We start from the raw sequence: 23,951 nt of genomic DNA on the forward strand, positions 1-23,951 counted from the left end.
GAGACCGCCGGCACAATCCGGTGAACGGCCGTGGGATACAATCCTCTCTGGAATGAACAAGAAGATCGCATTTCTCTTTCCTGGGCAGGGTTCTCAAACCGTCGGCATGGGCCGCGAACTCGCCGAGCGCTTCCCCATCGCCAAACAAACCTTTGCTGAAGCCGATGAGGCTTGCGGATTCGCCCTGTCGAAGCTCTGCTTCGAGGGACCCGAAGAGGACCTCAAGCTGACCGAGAACACCCAGCCCGCCATCATGACGGTCAGCGTCGCCGCCCTTCGCGTTCTGGCCGAACACGGCATCAAGCCTGCGCTCGCCGCCGGGCACTCGCTCGGCGAGTGGTCCGCTCACGTGGCTGCAGGAACCCTCTCCTTCGCCGATGCCGTTCGCTCCGTCAAAGCCCGCGGCCGCGCCATGCAGCAGGCAGTACCGCCCGGCCAGGGAGCGATGGCTGCCATCCTGCAACTCGATGCCGAGAAGGTAGCCGAAGCCTGCGCTGCCGCTGCTCAGGATACAGGCCTCGTCGTCGCCGCCGCCAACATGAATTCGCCCGGCCAGACAGTCATCTCCGGCGCAGCCGCTGCGGTGGAGAAAGCCGCCGCCCTCTGCAAAGAGCGAGGCGCCCGCCGTGCCGTGATGCTTCCCGTCAGCGCACCCTTCCACTGCGCCCTGATGCAACCTGCTCAGGAAGAAGTAGCGCGCGTTCTTGCCGCCCTCAAGCTGAGCGATCCGCAGATCCCCGTCGCCGCCAACGTTAGCGGCACCATCATATCCACGGCGGACGGCGCACGAGAAGCGCTCGTGAAGCAGGTGACCGGAGCCGTTCGCTGGGTCGACTGCATGCGAGCCCTCATCGGCGCGGAAGCTGAAATCTTCGTGGAAGTCGGCCCCGGCAAAGTGCTTTGCGGCCTGCTCAAGCAGATCGACCCCGCGCAGAAATCGTTGAACGTAGAAGACGCTGCAAGCTTCGAAAAGACTCAGGCGGAGTTAGCCTCCGCCTGATCATTGCAACCTGGATGTGAGCGCCGACCTACGGCCCGAGGTACAGTTCCTCATCCGGCGGCGCGAAGTTCAGCGTGTGGTCCTTAGGGAAGTACGTCAGGAAGAGCGCCTTGCTTTTGCGCCCATTGATGAACATGCCCACCAGCAGAACGTTCTTGAAGACGCGCGCCGCTACGATGTCGTGGCTCTGAATCACGCCGTACTCGTTCTGGCTGCTGTTCGGTCCCCAGTCCTGTTCGAACCGCTGAAACGGGTACATGCCGAACTTGTCTGGATGCTGCTGCCAATTCGGGTCGTGCATCCAGATGCCGTACGCCTTCTTCAGGTCGTTCTTCTCCACCGACTCCATGAAGCTGTTGATGGCATGGCGTCCGCGCATGTGCGTGTACCAGTTCCACGGCCAGTCGGCAGGGTGCCCCGACGCCAGCCAGAACCCCACAATCAGAGCCAGAACCAGTCCACCGGCGCTGTAGACCATCAGGCGGTTGCGCCGGTCGCGCGCCTCGTCGAACTTCGGTGCATCAAGCAGCGTCATCGCAAACTTTCCTCGCACTCAAGAATAAGGCACACCAGTGAGCAGGGAGTAGTTAGTAGTCAGTAACGAGCAGGAGCGCAGAGCTCAGCACACTCACTTAGACACCAGTAAGTGCCACTCTGTTCCCTAATCCCTGCTGTACACGTTCCGCTGTTTCTCCCCCTGCCGCTCCAGCGCCAGCTCGATCAATCGCGTAATCAGGTCCGTGTACTTGATCCCGCTTGCCTCCCAGAGCTTCGGATACATGCTGATCTGCGTGAAGCCGGGCAGCGTATTCACCTCGTTAATGTAGATCCGCCGCTTGCCATCCGGCTCCATCAGGAAGTCGACCCGGGCCAGCCCCGCCAGATCGCACGCGCGAAACGCCGCAATCGCCATCTCGCGAATCTTCTTCGATTCGGCCCCCGTCAGCTTCGCCGGAATCACCGGCACCGATCCCTCTGACAGATACTTGGCCTCGTAGTCGTAGAACTCCTTGCCCGGAATGATCTCGCCCACCACGCTGGCCTTCGGTTCATCGTTGCCGAGCACGGCCACCTCAAGCTCGCGCGCGCCCGATTTCTTTCCGACCACGCCCTGCTCCACCACCAGCTTCCGGTCGTACTTCGCTGCTTCATCCAGGGCGGGCCCCAGTTCCCTCCGGTTATGAGCCTTGCTGATGCCGACCGAGGACCCCAGGTTTGCCGGCTTCACAAACAGCGGATACTTCAGCGCCGCCTCAATCTGCGCAATCGTCTTGCGCGGCGACCCCTCCCATTGCGACCGCAGCACCGTCACGTGCTTCACAATCGGCAGCCCCGCCTGCGCGAACAGCCGCTTCATCACGTCCTTGTCCATGCCGGCCGACGACCCCAGCACGCCCGACCCGACGTACGCGATCCCTGCCAACTCAAACAGACCCTGAATCGTCCCATCCTCGCCGAATGTCCCGTGCAACACCGGAAACACGACATCAATCGCGGAAGCCTGATCCGAAAGACGCCGCTTCAATTCGCCCGTTGAGGACGCAGATACAGGCACCGGAGCCAGAAGCGTAGGCATGCCCTCATGCAGCAGCTTCGCGCCCGGCGTCGTCTCCGGATCTCCAGCTCGCAGCTTGCGGCCCGCAGCGCTCTCCTGGCCTTCGAGCAAGCCGTGAGCGTCGCCTGCCCCAAGCCATCGGCCCTCTTTCGTGATCCCGATCGGGACCACGTCATATTTCTTGCGATCAATTGCCTTCAGAATCGAAGCCGCCGAGAGCAGCGAAACTTCATGCTCGCCGCTCCGCCCACCAAACAAAATGCCCACGCGCAGTTTCTTTGCCATCACGTTCATTGTCGCTCACACCAGCGTTATCGCGAGTGATGCCAAAGGTACGTGACGCTCACCCGTGTAGAACGACTCTTGGATTCACGATTGGAAGGCTAACCAGAACGGCTTGGACTAAGGCGGGAGTTTTAGGGCGGATTGGAAGGCTCGTGACGCGTCCTCCCATTCTTATGATATCTCTGCCTTCCAAAAAATAGCAGGCTGTATTTTCGCCGCAAACCCGCTATGTTCAACGAGCTGTTTTGAACACAGAGGATCGAACGAATGCAGGACTTCGCAGGAAAAGTGGCAGTGATAACCGGCGCCGCCAGCGGCATTGGCCGCGCCATCGCCGAGCAATGTGTGGCGCTGGGCGTAAAGACGGTACTGGCAGACGTGGAACAAGCGGCACTCGACCAGGCAGGATCAGACCTACAGGCTCGCGGCGGCACAGTGCTCTGCGTCCGCACTGACGTATCGAAGCGCGCCGACGTCGAAGCGCTCGCCGACAAGGCGTACGCCGCATTCGGACAGGTTCACCTTCTGTTCAACAACGCCGGAATCGGAGCCGGCGGCGTGGCCTGGGAAGCCACCTGGAACGACTGGGAGTGGGCCATCGGCGTAAACCTGTGGGGTGTCATTAACGGAATCAAGGTTTTTCTGCCGCGCATGATCGCACAGCAGACCGAGTGCCATGTCGTGAACACGTCATCGGGAGCGGGCCTGATCGCCGGCGCCGGATCAGCTCCCTACGTCACCACCAAACACGCCGTGGTGGCTCTTTCCGAGAATCTCCACCTGGGCCTCGAGCAGAGAAAGTCCCCCATCAAGGTCTCAGTACTCTGCCCAGGCACAACGCGCACCAACATCGCCTTCAGCGAGCGCAACAGACCCGAAGAGTTGCGAAATCCCGAACAGCCAATGACGCCCGAACGTCAGGCCGGCCTCGCTGCATTGAAGTCCATCCTGGAAAAAAGCACGCCCTCGGAAAAGGTGGCAGAGGACGTCTTCGATGCCATCCGCAAAGAGCAGTTCTACGTTCTCACCGATCCGCGCTGGATGGAGATGGTCCAGATGCGCGTCGAACGTCTCCTCAAACTCGAGAACCCGCTCGACCCCACACCAGCCGTGATAAAGCTGCTGGGTTCGCAAGCGTGATCCTCGCGAAGCTAACGATCTGGCGAGCAGCCGCAGCACCGACCCCTCAAAGAATCTTCTTCCCAAACGCCGAACACGCAAGCTCGACCGCCAGGTCCGCCGTCCGGTTATGTTCGTCGATCACCGGATTCACCTCGACGATTTCAAAGCTCAACATCCGGCCATGATCCGCCAGAATCTCCATCGCCAGGTGCGCTTCGCGGTACGTAGCACCGCCGCGCACCGGCGTCCCCACGCCGGGAGCATCCTCCGGATCGATCCAGTCCATGTCCAGCGACACGTGATAACCCGCCGTCCCGCGCCCAGCAGCCCTTAGCGCCTCCTCCATCACCGCGCGCATCCCGCGCTCGTCGATGTCGCGCATCGTGTACACCTCGCCGACACCTGCGCGCCGGATGTTCGCCCGCTCCGCCGGATCGATATCGCGAACGCCAACCAGCACCGTGTTCTCGGGCGAGATCTTCGGCGAGTAGCCCAGCACGTTGGTCAACTGCTCCGGCCCCATCCCCAGCAGCGCCGCGAGGGGCATCCCATGCACATTGCCGCTGGGAGACGTATCCGGCGTATTGATGTCCGAATGTGCATCGATCCAGATCACGCCGATCTTCTGATTTTGCCGCCGGTAAAACTCCGCCACACCCGAGACCGATCCGACCGCGATCGAGTGGTCCCCTCCCAGCACCATCGGTGTCATCCCATCCTCCAGCGCCTTTGTCACGGCCTTCGCCGTCCGGGTGCAGGTGTCCGCAATCTGCTTCAGGTATCGCGCGTTCGGGCTGCCGACGTTCTGGGTCTCCGCCACCTCGACTGCTACGTTGCCGCCGTCTTTCACCTGGTGGCCCAGCGCTTCAAGCCGCGCCTCCAGACCGGCCACACGCATGGCTGAAGGGCCCATGTCGACGCCCCGCCTGCTCGCGCCCATATCGAGCGGCACGCCGATCACGCGAATCTTCCGGGTTGGTAAGGATTGAGTTCCGCTGGGGGGGAAAGTGGTGATCAGGGGATTAAGTTCAGGGTTCGTCGCCATGCACGAGCTTCTCCGGGGTTCCGGCCTCAGAAATCATACCCTGCGACCCGTAGCTCCTGTCCCGATCCGGGACGAGTGTCTCGTTCTGGGCTGCTATCCCCGATGTAGCCTCGATTCCCCAAAAGGTGTACCGTCTGCGCCTCGGTTCCGACGTAACATTGAACGAAATTACAGCCTGGAATTTCGTGCTAAGTCTACCGATATCAATGGCTAACACGAAAGCAGTAGAGAAGGAACCCGGCGATGGATCTTGTGATCCGGAAGGCACGTGTTTTGCTCGGCTTGGCGCTCGCGATCGCGTCGATGCCGGCCCTTGCCCCCGGACAGAAACCTCTCACCTCTCTGCGTGCGATCCATGCCCTTTCGAATGCCCAGGCCAGCCACCAGCTCCCAGTCTCATTCGAGGCTACAGTCATCTACTACCGGGGATACGAGCGCACCCTCTTCGTCCAGGACGGCGACCTTGGCATCTATGTTCAGCCACGCGTACCCATTCAGCTTGCGCCTGGTGACCGAATCATCATCGAGGGAACCACACACGAAAGCTTCAGGCCTTTCATAGCGGGAGCCAACGTCACGGTGCTTCGCCACGGGGCTCTGCCGCGGCCGGTTCCCGCGACCTACGATTCCCTCATTCGCGCGATGTTCGATTGCCGACTCGTCACCGTTCGCGCTGTCGTGCGCAGCGTCGACCTCGTGCTCAGTTCCGACGTCCCGAGCATCTCCATGCAGATGCGCACCGAAGGCGGAGCCATCGATGCCGTGGTCGACAGCGCCGACATCCCGGCCGTCAAGCAGATGCTCGATGCCGAAGTCGAACTCACCGGAGCCGTTTCCGGTCATTTCGACGGGAAGATGCAGGTCACTGGCATTCTTCTGCACGCCAACTCGCTTGCTGCGATCAAGGTAATCAAGCCAGCCTTCAAGGATCCGTGGGACCTTCCGCTTACGCGCATGGATGAGGTCCTTGCTGCCTATCACGTCAACAATACGTCGGAGCGCGTCCGCGTTCACGGCACCGTCACTTACTACCAGCCCGGCTCTGTTGTCGTGTTGCAGAGCGGCTCCAGAAGCATCTGGGTCATGACTCACTCGAGCGAGCCGCTGCAGGTTGGCCATCAAGCGGATGCAATCGGCTTTCCCGGCCTTCACGATGGCTTTCTCACCCTCATGGGCGGAGAGATCGAGGACACAAAGGTCGCCAGCCCGGTTCAGCCGCGTTCCGTAACTTGGAGCGAGTTGGCGACTAGCCACTACCTGTTCGATCTCGTCAGCACCGAAGGCGTAGTGGTCGCGGAGAATCGCGGAGCCGCGCAGGATGAGTACGTACTCGACTCCGGCGGCAGCCTGTTCTCGGCCATCTACCGGCATCCAGCCAAACTGAGCACAAGAATCACGCCTCTGCCTGCGATGAAGAAGATTCCCGTAGGATCGAGGGTCCGCGTCACCGGAATCTGCCTGATGGGCGCGTCCAACCCGTTCGATACACAGGTGCCCTTCGACGTTTTGATGCGGTCCTCGGACGACATCATCGCGGTCGCTGCTCCTTCGTGGTTCAACGTCGGAAATCTCACGCGCATCATCGGCGTGCTTCTCATCATCGTGCTGCTGATCGGCGCATGGGGATGGACTCTTCTGGCGAAGCTCAAGCGCCAGACCGCTGCGATCACCGCAAACTCCGAGACCGTCGCAAAGCAGGAGCGGCACAACGCGCAGCTCGAAGCAAAGCGCAGCCGCATTCTCGAAGACATCAACAGCTCACGCCCGTTGCCGGAACTGATTGAAGCCATCACTGAGATGGTGGCCTTCAGCCTCGACTGTCCCTTTGCGTGGTGCGAGATGCTGGATGGGGGCAGTCTTGGCAATGCTCCCGCCAGTTCCAGCGGTTTTCGAATCGGTCATCTTGATATCCCGGCGCGCGCCGGTGGCTCGCTGGGAACGTTGTACGCCGCAACCGAATCAGGCGAACCCATTCACCCAGACGAAAGCGCGATGCTGGAAGCCGGAGTTCGCCTGGCAACACTCGCCATTGAAACTCGCAAGCTCTACAAAGACCTCGTATACAGATCGGAGTTCGACTTGCTCACCGACATTTACAACCGCTTCTCTCTGGATCGCTATCTGGAGGAGCAGATCGAGAAGGCTCGGACCGAAAACTCAATCTTCGGCCTGGTCTATATCGATCTCGATGAGTTCAAGCAGGTGAATGACTTTTACGGTCACCACGTTGGCGACCTCTACCTGCACGAAGTCTCGATGCGCATGAAACGTCAGCTGCGCACCGGAGACATGCTCGCGCGCCTGGGCGGCGATGAGTTTGCCGCGCTCGTGCCCGTGGTCCGCAGCCGCGCCGCGCTGGAAGAAGTCGCCCAGAGACTTGAACGCTGCTTCGACGCACCGTTCGCCGTTGAAGGGTACATATTGCGGGGCGGCGCCAGCGTGGGCATCGCACTCTACCCCGAAGACGGCACGTCAGCCGACAGCCTGCTGAGCGCTGCGGATGCGGCCATGTACGTCAACAAACATACCAAGCGTCACAAGACGGAAATGCCCGGCCAATTGCAGCAGGCTCTCTTCAAGCCGCGCCGCTAAGTCACACCCAAATAAAAGCGCCGATCCAAAATGGATCGGCGCCTTCATTTCCCCCCCGTGGTACAGTGCTGCGGGCCCATTGATCGTTGGACCCTGATCCCTACCGAACGTGCAGCTGCGAGATAGCGACCTTACCGTTCGTGAGGTCTGCTTTGCGCCACTGGCTCTTCTCATTGAGAGCCACCCAGCGGCGCTCCTCGCTGCGGTAGTGCCAATCCTTGTCGAGCTGGTAGTAGACCATCGTGCCGCTCGCTTCCATCACCTTGATGATGCTGTTGTCGTGCGAGTTCTTCTCGTCGTAGTCGGTGCTGGCGCTCTGCCCCATCTCGGAATAAATCTCGTTCAGTTCGAAGAGCAGCGCGTTCACATTGTCTTCCATCGGTTCGACGTTCAGGCCGATGCGCTTGGCCTCTCGCAGAGTGATTGGATAGTTGTGCGACGGGTAGCCCGCATTCAGATTGTTGCTGATCTCGCGCGCGCGGTCCTTGTCGCTCATGTGATAGGAGAGAATTTCTTCGCAGATCCGCGTCGAGAGCGCACTGGAGCGATCCACGGCGCCGATCACCAGCGGATGTACGTACGGGAACAACGCCGCGTATGGATTCGTTGTCGAGTCCTTCGCCTGCTCCGTCCAGAGGCGAATCACACGCAGCAGCTCATCGTTGCTCACGCTTACGCGGTCGTTGTCGCGATCGATCGGTGACAAGTCGTGCGTCAGCGAAGTGTCCACGGCCGAGAGATGTGCCAACGGCCCCATCAGAATCTTGTCCGCGCCCAGCGCGAGCATCGTCGCCGCCGACTGGCACTCCAGCGGAGCCAGCACCGTCAGGTGCTTCACATACCGGCGCAGCAGGTTGACCATCCGCAGCGACGCCTGCCCCGACCCGCCGTCGGACTTCACGAACAGCGACAGCCGGTCGATGCTGCCCATATTGCGCAGCAGCGCATAGAGGCTCGCGACATCGCTCTGGCAAATCGAGCCCTTGCCTGAAATCCAGTAGGTGATGACGGGTTCGCCGAGGAGCGTCGAAAGCTTGTCGAGGACCGGCTGGGTCCGCTCAATCAGCATCGGCGGCTTGGTGGCCGCGGGACGGATTACGGCAACTTCAGAGACAGATACAGAGACAGATGGATTAGGCAACTCGGGTACCGCTCAATATTGAATTGTCGTGAATGCCTAGATATTAGCACGATGTTAATTTCGCCAAAGACAAAAGAGCCCGGCTTGTCGCCGGGCCCTTCATCGCTTCTTGTTTGTACCAGCCGCGAACCAACCTGATTGCAGCTACTTGCGTGCCATGACGGAGCGGTAGCTACAAAGACACTTTAGTAAGCCAGCTTCTAGCGCCTTTGCAACTGGGGATCGTCGTCTCCTGCGTTCGACCCAGGAGGCGGAATCGTGACCCTCACTGTGATTGGCGACTGCAGCTGGAAGTTGACCAGCGTCTCCGTTTCAATCACCGTCTGCTCGCCGCGCGTTGCTGCGTTCACTCCTGTGCCCGCCGCGGCTCCAGCGAGTCCGCCGATTGCAGCGCCCTTGCCGCCGCCCGCGAGCGCGCCGATGATTGCTCCGAACGCCGCGCCGCCTCCCGCCTTGGTAGCTGTATTCCTGCCGCGCGCCGCGCCTTGCTTCGTGTACGCATCCGTAGTGACTGGAATCTTCTGACCGCCTCGTTGAATATCAGTCAATTCAAGACTCAGCAGCGACTGCCCTTTGAAGTGCGCCGCCTCGCGCGCCTCGATAATCCTGCCCACGACCGGCGCTCCGCGTCTCAACGCAATCACGCCCTGTGTTCCGAGATCGGCCGCGAGCGCGCCGTGGAAGGCATCGTTCGTCTGGGCCGTCTTGCTGTCCAGCGTCTCCGTGATTCGTACCGGAATCACCGTTCCCGCCGGGATGGTCACGTCTCGCACGACCGGCTGCGGCGGAGGCGGAGGAGCAGCCTGCACCGGTGGAGGCGGCGGAGTATTCTCTGCCTGCGCTGGACCGGGCTGATACGCGGGCGTCACAGGCGCGCTGATGGGAGCACTGTCCGCGCGGTCGGAGTCGTGCCGCTTCCGACGGTCCGCACGCGAATCCCGATCTCGATCCCTGTCTCGATCCCGATCGCGGGAAGTCGTCGGAGCCGGCGTCGGCTCAGCCACCGGTGTGGTCTGTTGCGGCGCCGGCATCGGCGCTGCTGCTGACGCCGGCTGAACCGTCAGATTGTTGATCACCGTCTTCACGCCGCCGATCGTGCCGCTGTCGTTCGCCGCCAGCGCGCGCGAAGCTTCGTCGCTGACGGTGCCGTTCAGCGTGGCAACTCCATTCGCAACGCTGACCTGGATATTCTGCTGCGCGAGCGCCGACTCGCCTTTGATCTTCGATTGAATGTCGCTTGCGATCTGCTGATCGCTTGGCGCGCCCGCCTGCTTCATCTTGCATCCCGCCGCAAGCCCGACCACTACAGTCAGAAGCACAACTCCTGCTTTGGGGAGCATGACTGCTGACCACCGAAACTGCGTACGACCGATGGTTCCCTGCTTCATTGCGAACCTCTTACTAGAAGAACTCGGCGGACTTGCCGCCTACCTAAGATTTAGACTTTCCCGGCCCCGCTTGGATGCGTTTTTCGCCGATATTCGCCCCAGCGAACCACAAGAATACCGGTCCGCTCAACTGCTATTTCGATTTACCAACCTACCCGGTTGAGCGTCCCGCAAAAGAAAAGGCCCGGCTTTTATACCGGGCCTTCTGATAACTGAAAACTGGTGACTGAGAACTGTCTTTACTCTGCCGCCATTTCTTCTGCTTCGCCTTCCTGGCGCATCATCTCGAGTTCGCGCTCTTCGGCTTCCTTCTCAGCATGCACTTCCTGCTGGACTCGAGCCGCCGCTTCCTCAAGCTCCGGAGAGAGCTGTACGTTGCGGTAGTACTCGAGCCCCGTGCCTGCCGGGATGAGTCGGCCTACGATCACGTTCTCCTTCAGGCCACGGAGATTGTCGATCGCCCCGTTGATGCTGGCTTCCGTAAGAACGCGTGTCGTCTCCTGGAAGCTGGCTGCCGAGATAAAGCTGTCGGTCGAGAGCGATGCCTTGGTGATACCCAGCAGGAGCGGACGGCCCAGTGCCGGGCGGCCACCCTCGCGCACCACGCGCTCGTTCTCTTCGCGGAAGCGGAACCGATCCACCTGCTGCTCGAGCAGGAAGTTCGTGTCGCCCACTTCGTCGATCCGCACCCAGCGCAGCATCTGGCGAACAATCACTTCGATGTGCTTGTCGCTGATCGCCACGCCCTGCAGACGGTAGACTTCCTGAATTTCGTTCACCAGGTAAGCCTGTAGTTCCTTTTCGCCCAGCACGGCAAGAATGTCGTGTGGGTTCAACGGACCGTCCATCAGTGGATCGCCGGCGCGCAGGCGTTCACCTTCCTGCACGTTGACGTGAGTGCCGCGAGGTACTGAGTACTCCTTCTCGTCGCCGTTGTCAGCCGTGACGTAGATCTTGCGCTGACCCTTGGTGACTTCGCCGAAGCGAACCACACCATCGATCTCGCTGATGATCGCCGTTTCACGCGGCTTGCGGGCTTCGAAGAGTTCGACCACGCGCGGAAGACCGCCGGTGATGTCCTTCGTACGCGTGGACTCCTTCGGAATCTTCGCAAGCACATCGCCAGGACCCACCTCGTCGCCATCCTGAATCATCAGGTGAGCGCCGCGAGGCAGCAGATACCGCTTGTGAGCCTTCGCGTTCTTCACCATGAAGGCAGGCTGGCGCTTCTCATCGGGAGCATCGGCAACCACCCAACGCGAGAGGCCGGTAACTTCGTCGACTTCTTCGTTGAGCGTGATGCCTTCCTGCAGGTCCTTGAATTGCACGGTGCCGCCGATTTCCGTGAGAATCGCGTAGGTGTACGGATCCCACTCAGCAAGCAAGTCGCCGAGCTTAACCGCCTGGCCATCCTTCACCCGGAGACGGGCGCCATAGACCACGACGTAGCGCTCCTTTTCACGTCCACGCTCGTCAACGACTGCAATTGACCCTGAGCGGTTCATGGAAACCAGAGCTCCGTCCTTGCTCTCAACCGTGTTCAGGTTGATGAAGCGCACGAAGCCGTTATTCTTCGCATCCAGTCGCGACTTGTCCTGCACACGGCTGGCCGTTCCGCCGACGTGGAAGGTACGCATCGTAAGCTGCGTTCCCGGCTCGCCGATGGACTGTGCCGCGATAACGCCGCAGGTCTCGCCGAGTTCCACCATGCGTCCGGACCCGAGGTTGCGGCCGTAGCAGAGAGCGCAGACGCCGCGACGCGATTCGCAGGTGAGCACCGAGCGGATCTTCACCTTCTCGACACCCGCACCTTGAATCGCCGAAGCAATGTCCTCATCGATCGGCTGGTTCACTTCGACAACCACGTTGCCGTCGTAATCCTTGATCCGCTCGAGAGACACACGGCCGATAATACGGTCGCGCATCGGCTCGATGATCTCGCCGGACTCGACGATCGATCCCACGTAGATGCCTTCGCTCGTTCCGCAGTCGTACTCCGTGACGATCACGTCCTGCGCCACGTCGACCAGACGGCGAGTCAGGTAGCCCGAATCGGCAGTCTTGAGTGCCGTATCGGCCAGGCCCTTACGCGCACCGTGCGTCGAGATGAAGTACTCGAGCACTGTCAGTCCTTCGCGGAAGTTCGCGGTGATCGGCGTCTCGATAACCTCGCCCGAAGGCTTGGCCATCAGTCCGCGCATACCGCTCAGCTGACGGATCTGCTGCTTCGAACCGCGGGCGCCGGAGTCGGCCATGATGTAGATCGGATTCATGGCTCCTTCCTGATCCGCGCGCTTCATGTTGCCGAACATCTCATCGGCAACCTGGTCCGTCACAGCCGACCACATCTGGATGACCTTGTTCGAGCGCTCGCCGTTGGTGATGGCGCCGTCCATGTACTGCTTCTGGACCTCGATCACCTTGCGGTCAGCATCCTCAACCACGGTGTACTTGCTGGCGGGGATGACCATGTCATCCAGACCGACCGACAGACCCGAGCGCGTTGCGAACTGGAAGCCCAGCTGCTTGATGCGATCGAGCATGCCCACCGTCACCTCGAGACCGAGGTTCTGGTTGCAGTAGTTCACCAGCTGCCCAATGCCCTTCTTCTTGAGCAGTCCATTGATGTACGGCATGCCCGCGGGAAGCGCGTCGTTCAGAATCACGCGGCCGACGGTCGTGTTGATGTACTCGTTGGTAAAGTCAACCGGCTCGGTATGCGTCAGGTCCTGATCGTCGTACGCCGTGGTCATGTCGAGAACCTTGCCCGTGTAGCGCAGGCGGATCGGCGTCAGCGTCTCCAGCTCCTTCGCTTCCAGAGCCATCAGGATCTCTTCCGTGTTCGAGAACACGCGGCCCTCGCCCTTGCCGCCCTTCTTTTCCTTGGTCAGGTAGTAGAGACCGAGAACCATGTCCTGCGTAGGCACGGTGATCGGCTGACCCGATGCGGGAGAAAGAATGTTGTGCGACGCGAGCATCAGCACGCTGGCTTCAATCTGTGCTTCAGGCGACAGCGGAATGTGCACTGCCATCTGGTCGCCGTCGAAGTCCGCATTGAACGCCGTGCAGACCAGCGGGTGAATCTTGATGGCCTTGCCTTCCACCAGCACCGGCTCGAAAGCCTGGATGCCGAGACGGTGAAGCGTTGGGGCGCGGTTCAGCAGTACCGGGTGATCCTTGATGACTTCTTCAAGAATGTCCCAGACCACCGGTTCCTGCATCTCCACCATTTCTTTTGCCTGCTTGATGGTGGTGCAGTGACCCGTCTGCTCGAGGCGGTGATAGATGAAGGGCTTGAACAGCTCGAGCGCCATCTTCTTCGGCAGACCGCACTGGTGCAGCTTAAGCTCGGGGCCGACCACGATGACCGAACGGCCGGAGTAGTCGACGCGCTTGCCGAGCAGGTTCTGACGGAAGCGGCCTTGCTTGCCCTTCAGCGTGTCGGAGAGCGACTTGAGCGGGCGGTTATTTGCGCCCCTCAGCACACGACCGCGGCGGCCGTTGTCGAACAGAGCGTCAACAGCTTCCTGCAGCATGCGCTTTTCGTTGCGCACGATCACTTCAGGCGCGTGCAGATCCATCAGCTTCTTCAACCGGTTGTTACGGTTGATGACGCGGCGATAGAGATCGTTCAAGTCAGAAGTGGCGAAACGGCCGCCGTCCAGCGGCACCAGCGGGCGCAGCTCTGGAGGAATGACCGGCAGCACATCCAGAATCATCCACTGCGGCTTGTTGCTCGACTTGCGGAACGCCTCGACGACCTTCAGGCGCTTGGCGTACTTGATCTTCTTCTGCGCCGAAGTTTCGGTCTTCATGCGCTCGCGGAGTTCCATGGCGAGCTCTTCAATGGTGACGCGCTTCAGCAGTTCCTTGATCGCTTCGGCGCCCATCATGGCCTTGAAGCCCGAGGGACGATACTGCTGGTCGAGTTCGCGATAGCGAGCCTCGTCCTTGATGATCTCTCGCTCCTTCACGGGCGCGTCGCCCACGTCGACAACGACGTAGGACTCGAAGTACAGAATGCTCTCAAGGTCGCGCAGAGAGATATCGAGCAGGTGGCCGATACGCGAAGGCAGGCCCTTGAAGAACCACACATGCGAGCAGGGGGAAGCAAGCTCGATGTGGCCCATGCGTTCGCGGCGCACTTTGCTCACGGTCACTTCAACACCGCACTTGTCGCAGATCACGCCGCGGTGCTTCATGCGCTTGTACTTGCCGCAGAGACACTCCCAGTCCGTGACTGGCCCGAAGATGCGGGCGCAGAACAGGCCGTCGCGTTCCGGCTTGAACGTGCGGTAATTGATGGTTTCCGGCTTCGTCACCTCGCCATGCGACCACGACCGGATCTTCTCCGGCGAAGCCAGCATGATGCGGATGGCGTCAAAATCGGTTATCGGGCTGGTGAGTTCAAACGGGTTTGAACGGAACAAGGCGACCCTCCTTGGCGGGCCTTGCGGCAACCGCCGCGGTATCTCCCGGGGATTAACTTCGTCGGGTCCTTCCTTCCCGGGAAGCGGCATTTACCGCTTTCAAGAAGGACACCGAAAACTCTGGAGCAGCTCGCAGCCTGCAGCCAGTAGCTAGAAGCTACCGGCTGCTACAAGCTCCTGGCTAGTCATCAGCTACCGCTGCCATCTCCGGCGCCGGAGCCTTCTTAATCAGGTCCGCACGCTTGATCAGTTCCACATCGAGGCACAGCGACTGCAATTCGCGAATCAGCACGTTGAACGACTCAGGCACACCCGGCTCGATTGCCGCTTCGCCCTTGACGATGGCCTCGTAGATCTTGGTTCGGCCATACACGTCGTCGGACTTCGCGGTGAGCAGTTCCTGCAGGATGTACGCAGCGCCGTACGCTTCGAGCGCCCACACTTCCATTTCGCCGAAGCGCTGTCCGCCGAACTGCGCCTTGCCGCCCAGCGGCTGCTGGGTGATCAGCGAGTACGGTCCGATCGAGCGAGCATGAATCTTGTCGTCGACCAGGTGAGAGAGCTTCAGCATGTAGATGTAGCCCACGGTTACCGGCTGCTCGAACTGCTCGCCGGTCATGCCGTCGAACAACGGAGTCTTGCCGGAAGACGGCAGTCCAGCCGAAGCCAGCAGCGCCTTGATCTCTTCTTCCTTGGCGCCGTCGAACACCGCCGTACCGAACCAGATGCCGCGCTCCATGCCGTGCGCGACCCGCAGCAGCATTTCGTCGTCAAGCTCTTCCAGCTGCCGCAGCGTTGCCGTGCCCGCAAACTCCTTGCGAACCTGCTCGCGAATGAAGTTCACGTCGCTGTTCTGCTTGAGCAGTCCGGCAATCTTCTTGCCGAGACCCGCAGCAGCCCAGCCGAGGTGCGTCTCCAGGATCTGTCCGACGTTCATACGAGAAGGAACGCCGAGCGGATTCAAGACGATTTCTACGGGTGTGCCATCGGGCAGATACGGCATGTCTTCCTCGGGAAGAATGCGCGCGATCACGCCCTTATTACCGTGGCGGCCGGCCATTTTGTCGCCGACCGACAGCTTGCGCTTCATGGCAACGTACACCTTCACGAGCTTGATGACGCCCGGAGGCAGTTCGTCGCCCTTCTGCAGCTTTGCGATCTTCTCGTTCGTGATCTTGCGCAGAACCTCGATCTGACGCGACGTCATCTCTTCGATCTCGTCGATCTGCTCGTTCACGCGCGGATCCTTGTCGTTATAGCGGATACGCTTCAGGTTCTTGGTCGAGATGCGCTCGATCGTTTCGCGATCCAGCAGTGCACCCTTCGTGATGAGGCGCTTGTTGGTGCGCTCATCGTGCAGATCGGCCAGGACTTCCTTGCCGCCCAGGATGCCTTCGAGTCTCTTCAAACGCTCATCGGTCAGAATTCGAATTTCGTCGCCAAGGTTCTTTTCCAGCTTTGAAACGTATTCCGCTTCGATCTGCTTGGCGCGCTCGTCCTTCTCCTGTCCCTTGCGGCTGAAGATGCGAACGTCAACCACCGTGCCTTCGATACCCGGAGGGCACGTCAGCGAAGCATCGCGAACATCGCCGGCCTTCTCACCGAAGATGGCGCGGAGCAGCTTCTCTTCCGGAGTGAGCTGCGTCTCGCCCTTCGGCGTGACCTTGCCGACGAGGATGTCGCCGTGGCTGATCTGGGCGCCGATGCGGATCACACCGCTCTCGTCCAGATCGCGCAGCGCGTGTTCGGAGACGTTCGGAATATCGCGCGTGATCTCTTCCGGCCCAAGCTTCGTGTCGCGGGCTTCGATTTCAAACTCCTCGATGTGAACCGAGGTGTAGTAATCGTCCTTCACTAGCCGTTCGCTGATCAGGATCGCGTCCTCGAAGTTGTAACCGCGCCATGGCATGAACGCCACCAGCACGTTGCGTCCCAGCGCCAGTTCGCCCTGCTCCGTGCAAGGACCGTCAGCGATGACCTGGCCCTTCACAACCCGCTCACCTTCGCGCACAACCGGCTTCTGGTTGATGCAGGTGTTCTGGTTCGAGCGCTTGAACTTGATCAGCGTGTAGATGTCCGAACCGACTTCGCGCGACAGCTGCGTGGGATGGTGCTCACCCTCGACGCGCACGATGATGCGCTCGGAGTCCACCGAGTCCACGATGCCGTTACGCTTGGCCAGCACCACGGCGCCCGAGTCGCGAGCCGTAACACCCTCCATGCCGGTTCCCACCAGCGGAGCTTCCGCTACGAGCAGCGGCACCGACTGGCGTTGCATGTTGGCGCCCATCAGCGCGCGGTTTGCGTCGTCGTGCTCGAGGAACGGTACCAGCGAGGCCGCAACCGAAACGAGCTGCTTCGGCGAGACGTCGATGTAGTCGACCTCAGTCTTGTTCACCAGCACGAAGTTGCCCTGCCGGCGAGCGTTCACCAGGTCTTCGGTGATCACGCCGTCGTCGTTGAACTCGATGTTCGCCTGCGCGATGGTGTGTCGGTCTTCTTCCCAGGCCGACAGATAGAAGCTGTACGGAATGTAGTCGATCGTCCGCTTGCCCTGCTTCTTCAGCGAGGCATTCAGCTTGATCGCCTCATCCTTCTCGATGTGGTCGCCCACGCGCATGCCGCTTTCGCCCGCGTTCACCACTTCCACGTAGTCCAGAATCTTCGAGTCCTTCACCTTGCGGTAAGGCGACTCGATGAAGCCGTACTCGTTGATGCGCGCAAAGCAGCTCAGCGAGCTGATCAGGCCGATGTTCGGACCTTCCGGCGTCTCGATTGGGCAGATACGGCCGTAGTGCGTCGGGTGCACGTCGCGGACTTCGAAGCCTGCGCGCTCACGCGACAAGCCGCCCGGTCCAAGTGCCGACAAGCGGCGCTTGTGCGTGATCTCCGACAGCGGGTTCGTCTGGTCCATGAACTGCGAGAGCTGCGAAGATCCGAAGAACTCGCGGATCGCCGCCATCACCGGCTTCGCATTGATCAGGTCGTGCGGCATCGCCGTCGACAGCTCCTGGTACACGCTCATCTTTTCCTTGATGGCGCGCTCCATGCGCACGAGGCCGATGCGGAACTGATTTTCCATCAGCTCGCCCACCGCGCGAACGCGGCGGTTGCCGAGGTGATCGATGTCGTCCACCACGCCGATGTTCTTGCGAAGCTTCAGCAGGTAACGAATCGTCCCGTAGAAGTCCTCAGGCGTCAGTGTCCGATGATCCAGCTGTGTCGCGTCCTGGTTCTCGTAGAGCTTGATGTTGAATTTCAGACGGCCCACGCGCGAGAAGTCATACTTGCGCGGATCAAAGAACATGCCCTCAAACAGCGCAGTCGCCGTGTCCAGCGTCGGCGGATCGCCGGGGCGCAGCTTGCGGTAGATCTCGATCAGCGCCTCTTCCGGCTTGTGCACCGAGTCGCGCTTCAGCGTGTTCGTAATGATGTTGCCCACGTCGTCGCGCTCGGGGAAGAACACTTCGACGGTCGTCGCGCCGCTCGCCATCACCTTGTGCAGGCGATCGGCAGTCAGTTCAACGTTGGCTTCCACGATCACTTCGCCGGTGTTCAGATCCACGACATCCGCCGCGGTCATTGCACCGTCAAGTTCGGCGTTTTCGATTTCGACCTTCTCAATGCCGGCTGCGCGAATCGCCTTCAGCGTGTTCGCCGTGATCTTGCGCCCGGAGTGCGCAATCTCCTCGCCCTTGTGCAGGACAGCATGAGCCGGCTTCGCGCCCAGCAGGTGCGTCGAGCGCTTCACATCCGACTGCACGGTCCACTGCAGCTTGCCGTTTTCGATCTGAATGCGATCAACGGTGTAGAACGTCTTGAGAATTTCTTCGTCCGAACGCAGACCGAGTGCGCGGAGGAAGATCGTGCCCAGGAACTTGCGCTTGCGGTCGATGCGGACATACAGCGTGTTCTTCTGGTCGTACTCGAACTCAACCCACGAACCGCGGTACGGAATGATCTTGCCAAGGAAGTAGGTGCGGTTGTTCGCGGTCTCAAAGAAGACGCCGGGCGAACGGTGCAGCTGCGACACGATCACGCGCTCCGTGCCGTTGACGATGAACGTGCCGTTCGGGGTCATCAGCGGGATGTCGCCGAAGAAGACTTCCTGCTCTTTGATGTCGCGGATCGTCTTGTTGCCGGTCTCCGCGTCCTTGTCGTAGATCGTGAGGCGAACCGTCACCTTCAGCGGTGCGGAGAACGTCATGCCGCGCTCTTCGCACTCCTGCTGGTCGTACTTCAGCTGCAGGCCCACAGGGTCGCCGCACTTGTTACAGAAGTCGGGAACGTTCTTGTTGTACGTTCCGCACTTGTGGCAGAGAACGTCGCCAGGAAGGAACGGGTCCGTGATCACCATCGCGCCGCAATGCACGCAGGCGGTACGCAGGTGGTGGAGGCCCTTGAGGTGGCCGCACTTGCACTCCCAGTTGCCGATCGCGTAATCGACGAAGTCGAGCTGCGAGATTCCGCGGAAGTCGGTGATGGGGAAAACGGAAACAAACACCGACTGCAGCCCTGAGTCATCGCGCTCGTTGGGCAGCTTGTCCATCTGCAGAAAGCGCTCGTACGAACGGCGCTGCACTTCGATCAGGTTGGGAATCTGGGTGGCTGTTGGAATCTTGGAAAAATCGAGCCGGCTGCGAATCGCGCGCTTCTCGTTAGGCATGCATCACTCCTGAGGCTCATCAAACCGGCCGATACCCGTATCGGATCGCGCCGGGCCGGCACCCGAGTCTCGAGGCACCAGCTGTTTGCTGTCGTCGAACTGAATCATCCGGACTGGCTCACTGCCCTTCACCAGCCCCGCTTCCAGAACCCCGGCGAATCGCCAGCCAAAGCTCCGGTCTCTCCCGCCAAGCGTATTTACTGTATTGAGGCGTCCCGAAAATCGCCTCGCAGGCGTTGTTGTTCCTCAGGACAGTGCGCTATAAGTGTCCGAGAGTCGCTGCCATCTGAATCCGGTCGTAACATGACCTTCTTCTTGCAGCGGCGATCTCAAAATCGCTTAAGCGCATCACAAACGTTGGAATTCCTCGTAGACTGGTCACAATCGGAAGCAGACCCCACCGGTGTTCCCCGGCTCCCAAGTCCGCAAACGCAACGCAAATTTTGCCCGAACGTCTAATTCGCTGCGACAGAGACACAAATGCCCGCGAGGACGCAATCCCTCACGAGCGCGGCTTAAAGCCTGTGCCCCCATCCGATTTTTGTTGAAATCCTGTCGCCGATCCCAAAGCTCGCTTCTGCTGCCCGTCGCCTGCCAATCGACATCCATCAACAGGAAGCCCGCCTAACCTGTTGACACTAGAGCACTTGAACTTCGCGCTTATGCCCACCCCGAGGCTGCTTGGCTCAGCCGCGAGACGAACATTGTGCCCTTTGACTCTTAATCAAGACGCGCCGTGTGTGGTTTTCGCCCGAAATTGCGGAAATGCCCGCAGGGCCGAAAAGACGCGCAACGATTATCGTAGCGCGTCCCGGCTTGTCTTGCAAGTCACGTACCAAATTACTTAACTTCGATGGTTGCAACGCCTTCGAACTTCTTCTTGATCGCCTCTGCCTCGTCCTTGGTCGCGCTTTCCTTCAGCGGCTTCGGCGCGCCATCGACCAGGTCCTTGGCTTCCTTCAGGCCGAGCGAAGTGACTTCGCGGACAGCCTTGATGGTGTTGATCTTGTTTGCGCCGGCATCCTTGAGGATGACCTGGAATTCGGTCTTCTCCTCGGCCGCCGGAGCCGCCGCCGCGCCACCGCCGCCGGCCACCATGACCGGTGCCGCTGCCGCTGCCGAGACGCCGAGGCGCTCTTCGAGCTTCTTAACCAGGGATGCAGCCTCGAGCAGGCTCAGGCCAACAATCTGTTCTTCCAACTGTGCGAGATCCGCCATGTCTTTTCTCCATTCAAATCCGAAATTGATATTCCCGGCCGCAAACCCAAACGGTAAGTTTCCGATGCGCCAGACCAGCGCCCTTCCCGCCCGCTTTACTGCCAAAACCCTTGAAAACAGTTTTCAGTTACCAGTCTTCAGTTCCCAGCGAGAGCTGGAAACTGGCAACTGGAGACCGGCAACTGGCGGCATTTATGCCGCCGTAAACTTTTCCTTCTCCACGCCCTGGTTCAGCACCACGGCCAGGTCGCGGCCAGTGGCATTCAGAACCGTAACCAAGCGCTGCGCCGGAGCATTGATCAGGAACAGCAGCTTCGAGAAGAGCTCTTCCTTGCCCGGCATGGTCGCCAGAGCCTTGATCTCTTCCACGTTGATCAGCTTGCCGTCAACGATGCCCAGCTTGAACTGGAACTCTGCATTTTCGCCGGCCCACTTCGCGAACACCTTGGTCAGCGCCACCGGGTCGCCCGAGGTGAACGCAACCGAGTTCACACCCTTCAGCCCCTTCAGCGCCGGACCCACCTTCGAGTCCTTGCTCGAAACGGCAGCCAGCTTGTTCTTCACCACGCGATACTTGCCACCCGCCTCGCGGATAACTTTGCGCAGCTCGTAGTCCTTGGCAACGGTCAGCTTGCTGAACGTGCCGATAATCGCGGTCGTCGAGGTCTCCAGTTCCTTCGCGAGCTGGTTCACCTTCTCCGTCTTCTTCGCCTTAGAAATCGCCATTGCCTTCGCTCCGCTCCGATGAGGGACTGAGGGACTAGGGACTAGGGACTAGAAAATCCCGATTCGCCTACTCTCTCGCCGCCATCTCGCTCTGCTCCGCCCCATCCGGGCGCTATCCCAAATCTCTGCGGACCCTGAGACCGGCTACTCTCGCCCGAAGGACTGCGGACCATCAAGTCCCTAGTCCCTAGTCCCTAGTCCCTGCTTCTTAGTGCTTGCCCGCCGCGTCCGCCACAGCTGAATCCAGCGGAACTCCGGGACCCATCGTCGAGCTCAGCGTCACGCTCTTGATGTACTTGCCCTTCGCCGCTGAAGGCTTCGCGCGCACGATCGACGTAATCACCGTCGTCGCGTTGTCGATCAGCTTCTGCGAGTCAAAGCTCAGCTTGCCCACCGGAACGTGCACCAGGCTGGTCTTGTCGGCGCGAAACTCCACCTTACCGGCCTTGATCTCTTTTACCGCCGCTGCCACGTCCTGCGTCACAGTCCCGGTCTTCGGGTTCGGCATCAGGCCCTTGGGGCCGAGCACTTTGCCCAGACGTCCGACGACCTTCATCATGTCGGGGGTCGCGATCAGGGCGTCGAAATCGGTCCAGTTCTCTTTCTGGATCTTCTCCACCATCTCTTCGCCGCCCACGAAATCCGCGCCTGCATCCTGCGCTTCCTTCTGGCGGTCGCCGGTGGCGATTACGGCAACGGTCTTGGTCTTGCCCAGTCCGTGCGGCAGAACCACGGTTCCGCGCACCATCTGGTCGGCATGCCGGGTGTCCACACCCAGACGCATGGTCAGATCCACCGTCTCGTCAAACTTGGCGAACTTCACCTGCTGCAGCAGGGTGACCGCTTCTGCAAGCGGATAGGCCGGCTTGGTAACAGCCGCGCGCGCCTTCGCAATATTCTTGCTTTGTTTAGCCATCAGATCCTCGTCTCCCACCGCAGTTGCCAGCCCCTTTTCGGGGAACCTGGAGGCCATACGCCTGAATCCCTGGCGCTTACCGCCTCGAACAGGTCCAAATGCCGTGGTGCAATTGACGGCCCGGAGCTATGCCCCGAGCACATTTGTAAATCTTATCGGAACGGAAGCGGAAGTGCAACAAACCCCTGAAACTTCAACCATTCGTTTAGATCAATCAGGCGCCCTGAACGATTCAGGCGCCGGAAGCTGGTTTGCTCCCCGGCGCCTGCAACCTCTTCGATGCCCTTACCTTAAAAACGCCGGCAGCTCCCGGCTTTCCTGAAACTGCGGCACAAACGCAGATCCGCCCAGGTCCGAGTCTTTGAACCCAAACACAAAGAACTGGTTCGGATTTGCGATCGTGTTCCCATTCGGATCCTGAACGGTCGGCAGAAAGTCGTTGTCGTTCGCCACCCACAGCGTATGGATCGTCTCGCCTCCACCCATAAGGTCGGGCCCAAAAGAAATCCCTTCGATCTTCGCCGGAATCTCGGCGGAAGAGATTCCCGCCGCATTTAACGACTTCACCAGATCCACAAACAGCGTCTTCGCAACCTCATGTGTAGCCGCCGTCTTCCCGTCCATCGCACTCACGTCGGTGGCTCCCGTCAGATCGATCTTGAAGAGCTGCTTCACCACCGCCAGGCTGCCGTCCGCGCGTCCATGACCATCGCGCTCGTCAACGAGGAACTCGTGGTTGTTCAGCGCCAGCAGTTCGCTCACGCCCGAACCGGTCGTCAGCCCGTAGGCGTACTGGCCCGTCACCTGCCCTGACGCGATATCGATCGTCACGATCCGCAGCAGCTTCGCCGCCGCGCCTTTTTGCAGTGCATCCTGAATCAGCGAGGCTTGTATGATTCCGACCAGCGTCTTGCCATCCGGCGTGATCGCCAGCCCTTCCATGCCCTTGTTCGCCGTTCGGCCAGCAGTATTCCCGCTGATCTCTGTCGCGCCCACCGACGAAAGGTGAGTCACAAAAAACGAAGCCGGCAGCGTAAACGTCCGCAGACGAACACCAGTGACCCGGTCGAACTGATAGACATACGGCCCGTACTCATCGGAGATGAACACACTCGCGCCATCATTCGACACGCGAATGCCTTCCGTATCGAAGCGCGCGTCATTTGGATCGCCCGAACTCTGGCTCGGATCGAACCCGTCCGACCGGCCCGTGAAGTAGTACCGCATCAGCCCGTTGACCGGCGGAACACCCGAGCCGTCCAGGTTCCCGTACACCAGTGGAGTCGCGCTCCACAGCAACGTGGTCTGCTGCAGCAGCGGCTTCAGTTCGAACGGCAATCCCGACCCGGAGTGATTCGGCGTGAGATTCAGATGCACTGTATGGAAGCGATTCACGTACGCAACCGTGTCGTCCACGGCAGGATTGAACGCCGCCGCATTCGGCCCGCGATCCGGAAGCGCCAGGAACTGATTGCCTCCCACGTACGTGATTGCCGAGCCGAAACCGCCCAGACTGTTCGCCGGAACGCCGTTCTCGAGCGTATAGGTCAGCCCTGAAACATCGGCCCAGGCGCCCGCCCGGGACTCATCGAGCGTTCCGACCGCCAGCAGCGGAAACTGCTGCGAATGAAGCTGAATACCTGAAGTCAAAATTGCCGCGCAGACCGGTACGGCCAGACGCATCATTGTCTGTCTCACGAAGCTCTCTCCTTGTGTGTGCTTGCTTGGGGTGAGTTGAGGTTGTACGTGCGACCGCAATCATCAACGCCACGCTACACACCCTTGTCAAAATCCGGTCAATATCTCGTGAAAGCCTTCAGCGCTGATTCCTGACGAGCAGGGACTAATGGCGCTAAGCGCCGATAGC

Annotated in this window: 14 protein-coding genes; 3 read left to right on the forward strand and 11 right to left on the reverse strand. The window is 60.3% G+C overall.

The window, feature by feature from the left end; translation table 11 throughout:
* Nucleotides 1–52 precede the first annotated feature (52 nt).
* Complete coding sequence (gene fabD / locus DHV10_RS14845) at nucleotides 53–1,000, forward strand: ACP S-malonyltransferase (RefSeq protein WP_109487123.1); 948 nt, start codon at nucleotides 53–55, stop codon at nucleotides 998–1,000.
* Between the two features lie 28 nt (nucleotides 1,001–1,028).
* On the opposite strand, the gene DHV10_RS14850 is transcribed toward fabD, so the two are convergent.
* Entirely contained in the window at nucleotides 1,029–1,535 is a 507-nt protein-coding gene (locus tag DHV10_RS14850; protein ID WP_109487124.1) for a hypothetical protein, read from the reverse strand.
* A gap of 126 nt (nucleotides 1,536–1,661) precedes the next feature.
* Nucleotides 1,662–2,840 carry a D-alanine--D-alanine ligase family protein gene (locus DHV10_RS14855; RefSeq protein ID WP_109487199.1) on the reverse strand — a complete coding sequence of 393 codons (1,179 nt, stop codon included), beginning with the start codon at nucleotides 2,838–2,840 and terminating at the stop codon, nucleotides 1,662–1,664.
* A 267-nt stretch (nucleotides 2,841–3,107) separates the two neighbouring features.
* On the opposite strand from DHV10_RS14855, the gene DHV10_RS14860 reads away from it, so the two are divergent.
* Complete coding sequence (locus tag DHV10_RS14860) at nucleotides 3,108–3,980, forward strand: SDR family NAD(P)-dependent oxidoreductase (RefSeq protein ID WP_109487125.1); 873 nt, start codon at nucleotides 3,108–3,110, stop codon at nucleotides 3,978–3,980.
* Nucleotides 3,981–4,026: 46 nt separating this feature from the next.
* Here DHV10_RS14860 and rocF read toward each other — a convergent pair whose 3' ends face one another.
* Nucleotides 4,027–5,007 (reverse strand): arginase, encoded by a 981-nt coding sequence (gene rocF, locus DHV10_RS14865; protein ID WP_109487126.1) that lies wholly within the window; start codon nucleotides 5,005–5,007, stop codon nucleotides 4,027–4,029.
* Between the two features lie 243 nt (nucleotides 5,008–5,250).
* On the opposite strand from rocF, the gene DHV10_RS14870 reads away from it, so the two are divergent.
* Nucleotides 5,251–7,599 carry a GGDEF domain-containing protein gene (locus DHV10_RS14870; RefSeq protein WP_109487127.1) on the forward strand — a complete coding sequence of 783 codons (2,349 nt, stop codon included), beginning with the start codon at nucleotides 5,251–5,253 and terminating at the stop codon, nucleotides 7,597–7,599.
* Between the two features lie 100 nt (nucleotides 7,600–7,699).
* Here the strand turns inward: DHV10_RS14870 and DHV10_RS14875 are convergent, their stop codons facing one another.
* The 8 genes from DHV10_RS14875 to DHV10_RS14910 form a co-directional block, all read right to left on the reverse strand.
* On the reverse strand, nucleotides 7,700–8,740 hold the full coding sequence (locus tag DHV10_RS14875; protein WP_204101423.1) for an SDH family Clp fold serine proteinase: 1,041 nt from the start codon (nucleotides 8,738–8,740) through the stop codon (nucleotides 7,700–7,702).
* Nucleotides 8,741–8,940: 200 nt separating this feature from the next.
* Nucleotides 8,941–10,128 (reverse strand): BON domain-containing protein, encoded by a 1,188-nt coding sequence (locus DHV10_RS14880; protein ID WP_109487129.1) that lies wholly within the window; start codon nucleotides 10,126–10,128, stop codon nucleotides 8,941–8,943.
* 239 nt (nucleotides 10,129–10,367) lie between these two features.
* Nucleotides 10,368–14,558, reverse strand: coding sequence for a DNA-directed RNA polymerase subunit beta' (rpoC, locus tag DHV10_RS14885; RefSeq protein ID WP_109487130.1), 4,191 nt, complete (start codon nucleotides 14,556–14,558; stop codon nucleotides 10,368–10,370).
* A 181-nt stretch (nucleotides 14,559–14,739) separates the two neighbouring features.
* The gene (rpoB, locus tag DHV10_RS14890) at nucleotides 14,740–19,224 is read right to left on the reverse strand and encodes a DNA-directed RNA polymerase subunit beta (RefSeq protein ID WP_109487131.1); all 4,485 of its coding nucleotides are present in this window, start codon (nucleotides 19,222–19,224) and stop codon (nucleotides 14,740–14,742) included.
* A gap of 840 nt (nucleotides 19,225–20,064) precedes the next feature.
* Nucleotides 20,065–20,442, reverse strand: coding sequence for a 50S ribosomal protein L7/L12 (gene rplL, locus DHV10_RS14895; RefSeq protein WP_109487200.1), 378 nt, complete (start codon nucleotides 20,440–20,442; stop codon nucleotides 20,065–20,067).
* Nucleotides 20,443–20,634: 192 nt separating this feature from the next.
* A complete protein-coding gene (rplJ, locus tag DHV10_RS14900; RefSeq protein ID WP_109487132.1) occupies nucleotides 20,635–21,168 on the reverse strand; it encodes a 50S ribosomal protein L10 in 534 nt (177 codons plus the stop codon).
* A 208-nt stretch (nucleotides 21,169–21,376) separates the two neighbouring features.
* Nucleotides 21,377–22,084 carry a 50S ribosomal protein L1 gene (gene rplA, locus DHV10_RS14905; protein ID WP_109487201.1) on the reverse strand — a complete coding sequence of 236 codons (708 nt, stop codon included), beginning with the start codon at nucleotides 22,082–22,084 and terminating at the stop codon, nucleotides 21,377–21,379.
* Between the two features lie 285 nt (nucleotides 22,085–22,369).
* Nucleotides 22,370–23,782: an esterase-like activity of phytase family protein gene (locus DHV10_RS14910; RefSeq protein ID WP_239461705.1), complete on the reverse strand. Its 1,413-nt coding sequence runs from the start codon at nucleotides 23,780–23,782 to the stop codon at nucleotides 22,370–22,372.
* Nucleotides 23,783–23,951 lie beyond the last annotated feature (169 nt).

This window comes from Occallatibacter savannae (assembly GCF_003131205.1).
In the GTDB taxonomy this organism is placed as follows: domain Bacteria; phylum Acidobacteriota; class Terriglobia; order Terriglobales; family Acidobacteriaceae; genus Telmatobacter; species Telmatobacter savannae.

Coding starts and splice junctions, on each gene's coding strand:
- DHV10_RS14860 (WP_109487125.1), top strand. CDS start 3,108: ATGCAGGACTTCGCAGGAAAAGTGGCAGTGATAACCGGCGCCGCCAGC.
- rplA (WP_109487201.1), bottom strand. CDS start 22,084: ATGGCTAAACAAAGCAAGAATATTGCGAAGGCGCGCGCGGCTGTTACC.
- DHV10_RS14870 (WP_109487127.1), top strand. CDS start 5,251: ATGGATCTTGTGATCCGGAAGGCACGTGTTTTGCTCGGCTTGGCGCTC.
- fabD (WP_109487123.1), top strand. CDS start 53: ATGAACAAGAAGATCGCATTTCTCTTTCCTGGGCAGGGTTCTCAAACC.
- rpoB (WP_109487131.1), bottom strand. CDS start 19,224: ATGCCTAACGAGAAGCGCGCGATTCGCAGCCGGCTCGATTTTTCCAAG.
- DHV10_RS14850 (WP_109487124.1), bottom strand. CDS start 1,535: ATGACGCTGCTTGATGCACCGAAGTTCGACGAGGCGCGCGACCGGCGC.
- rplL (WP_109487200.1), bottom strand. CDS start 20,442: ATGGCGGATCTCGCACAGTTGGAAGAACAGATTGTTGGCCTGAGCCTG.
- rplJ (WP_109487132.1), bottom strand. CDS start 21,168: ATGGCGATTTCTAAGGCGAAGAAGACGGAGAAGGTGAACCAGCTCGCG.
- rocF (WP_109487126.1), bottom strand. CDS start 5,007: ATGGCGACGAACCCTGAACTTAATCCCCTGATCACCACTTTCCCCCCC.
- DHV10_RS14855 (WP_109487199.1), bottom strand. CDS start 2,840: ATGGCAAAGAAACTGCGCGTGGGCATTTTGTTTGGTGGGCGGAGCGGC.
- DHV10_RS14880 (WP_109487129.1), bottom strand. CDS start 10,128: ATGAAGCAGGGAACCATCGGTCGTACGCAGTTTCGGTGGTCAGCAGTC.